Raw genomic sequence first — 2,660 nt, 5'->3', positions numbered from 1 at the left:
ATCATGGGGTGGACTTGAAAGTTTAATCATCACACCGAATCTCGGACATAATGAAGAGGAGTTAAAAAAGAAAAACATCAACCCGCATATTATTAGACTTTCAATAGGAATGGAACCTTCCGAGGATCTTATTAATGATTTAAGGAATGCTTTGGGGCAATAACCGAAATAGAAAATTTGGCTGTCTCAAAGGCGAATTTTAGGTGCTTTGAACAAAAGCAAATCTTGTTGAGACAGCCAGTTTTAAGCATTTTTACTTTAAACCCAAATCGATTCTAAATGATACGTTAATACGCGGGTAATTTTCTCTTTGTTCAGTCGACCTGGTTCTAAAATTGCATGTAATGCTAGTCCATCAATTAGTGAATACAATCTCTCAGTTTCCATTTCCTTATCAAGACCATCCTTTAATAATCCATATTCGACCATATTTTCAACTAAAACTTTAATTCCTTCATAAACACCGTCATCATGGAGCTTTAATATTCCCTGTTTATGTCTAACATGTCCGATAAAAGCAAACCATACCTCCATTTCTGCTTTAGTCTCTTCATTAACAGGTAACAATTCCAGTAAAACGTTTAAAATGATTTCCTTTGGTTGTGAATCTTGAACAACAATCTTCTTAATTCTTTCTGTCGCTTGTTCTTTAACCAAATTCATCGCATAAACAAGCAGTTCATCCTGGGTAGCAAAATAGTGACGTAATGCACCTAATGATATATTGGCTTCCTTTGCTATATTTCTTACTGTAGCACCTTCAATTCCCTCGTTCAAAATAACTCTCCACGTTGCTTCAGCAATTTGCTTTCTTCTTTTTTCATGATCAACAATTTTTGGCATATATCCATTTTATCAATAGATGATTTCATATTCAATTAAATAATACAGTTGTATTAAAAAAACTTCCGTGATATGATGGTTTTAAATAATACAAGCGTATTAAAAAGGAGTGTTCAAAATTGAGTTTTATTACATGGATGATCATTGGCTGTGAAATAGGATTTTGGATCGTCATTTTATTAGGTTTAATCGTAAGATATATTTTTAAACAGAAGAAGCTAGGTCTTATGCTATTAGCCCTAACACCTTTGATTGATTTGCTCCTATTAATTATTACAAGTATAGATCTTTATCAAGGCGCTGTAGCCTCAACTGTTCACGGCATCGCAGCCATTTACATCGGGGTATCGATCGTATTCGGTAAAAGTATGATTAAATGGGCTGATCAACGTTTTCAATATTATGTAATGAAGGAAGGAACAAAGCCTGAAAAACGTTATGGAATGGAATATGCCATTCACTATTTTAAAGGATGGTTAAAACATCTTCTATCCTATCTCATTGGCAATGGACTTATTTTTGCAATGATTTACTTTATTAATGACTCATCGCGAACTCAAGCTTTATTTAGCTTAATGATGATTTGGAGTGTTGTTTTAGTAATCGATTTGATTATTAGCGTATCCAATTTTATTTGGCCGAAAAAGGATGAAAAAAGGGTTGTAAAGCAATCTTAAATTTATTTGTTATAATCTTTCTAACATAAAATATGTTTTCTTATATAATTCAAATTTGAAATCTTCACATAATTAACCATTTTTTTAAGGACATACACCCAAATATCTCCCTAAAATATACTGTACTGTAGCTAAGGGCTGACATTATTTTATGAGGTGATTGTCTTTGTTTTATCATGTAAAAGAATTGCAATACCATGCAAAGCCTGAAAGACCCGATCCGCTTTTTGCGAAGAAATTACAAGAAGTACTTGGTGGGCAATTTGGAGAGATTTCCGTTGCTTTACAATACCTTTTCCAGGGATGGAGCGTACGAGGAAACGGAAAATATAAAGATTTATTAATGGATACAGGTGCAGAAGAGCTAGCTCATATTGAAATGCTAGCTACGATGATTGCACGATTATTAGATGGTGCACCGGTTGGAGATTTAGAGACAGCTGCAAAGGATCCGATAATTGGTGCAATATTAGGTGGAATGAATCCACAGCATGTAATTGTTTCAGGTTTAGGGGCAATGCCAGCTGATAGTGTTGGCAATCGCTGGACAGCAGATTATATCATTGCAAGCGGAAATTTATTAGCCGATTTTAGAGCTAATTTAAATGCCGAATCACAGGGACGTTTACAAGTTGTTCGTTTATACGAGGAAACAAATGATCGAGGCGTAAAAGATATGCTGTCATGGTTAATCGCTAGAGATACAATGCATCAAAACCAATGGATTGCCGCAATTAAAGAGCTTGAAGCAAAAGAGAATGTTGTTGTCCCAAGTACCTTCCCAAGGGAATTAGAAAAACAAGAAGTTTCATACACACTGTTTAATTTCTCTAAAGGTAACCAAAGTGCACAAGGTCGCTGGGCTCACGGACCAAGTATGGATGGACTCGGCCAATTTAATTATGTGGAAAATCCTGTACCTCTTGCAAAAAAACCAGTATTGCGTCCAGCACCTCCATATATCCATGATACTCCACCAGCCGTTCTTAAGGACACACAAGGACTTGTTCCCCCAAATATGAAATAATACGAACAACATAGAAAAGTTTAATAATGACTGCTAAACAATTTTTATTGTTGCAGTCATTTTATTTTAGATTGCATTATTATATTTAGTCTGAGATTAATCTAACCTCATGC

Annotated in this window: 4 protein-coding genes; 3 read left to right on the top strand and 1 reads right to left on the bottom strand. The window is 34.8% G+C overall.

Translation table 11 applies throughout. The annotated features are described in order from the left end of the window. A partial coding sequence (locus HU235_RS25590) for a PLP-dependent transferase (protein WP_174881316.1) occupies positions 1–163 on the top strand: 163 nt, incomplete at its 5' end. 95 nt (positions 164–258) lie between these two features. Here the strand turns inward: HU235_RS25590 and HU235_RS19675 are convergent. Then, complete coding sequence (locus HU235_RS19675; RefSeq protein ID WP_174881315.1) at positions 259–843, bottom strand: TetR/AcrR family transcriptional regulator; 585 nt, start codon at positions 841–843, stop codon at positions 259–261. A gap of 137 nt (positions 844–980) precedes the next feature. On the opposite strand from HU235_RS19675, the gene HU235_RS19670 reads away from it, so the two are divergent. Beyond that, a complete protein-coding gene (locus HU235_RS19670; protein WP_370877272.1) occupies positions 981–1,520 on the top strand; it encodes a hypothetical protein in 540 nt (179 codons plus the stop codon). Positions 1,521–1,686: 166 nt separating this feature from the next. After that, a complete protein-coding gene (locus HU235_RS19665; protein WP_095299055.1) occupies positions 1,687–2,547 on the top strand; it encodes a manganese catalase in 861 nt (286 codons plus the stop codon). The last annotated feature ends 113 nt before the right edge of the window (positions 2,548–2,660 follow it).

It is taken from the genome of Metabacillus niabensis, from assembly GCF_902829255.1.
GTDB lineage: Bacteria > Bacillota > Bacilli > Bacillales > Bacillaceae > Metabacillus > Metabacillus niabensis.
This window is presented reverse-complemented; position numbering and strand designations above follow the sequence as displayed.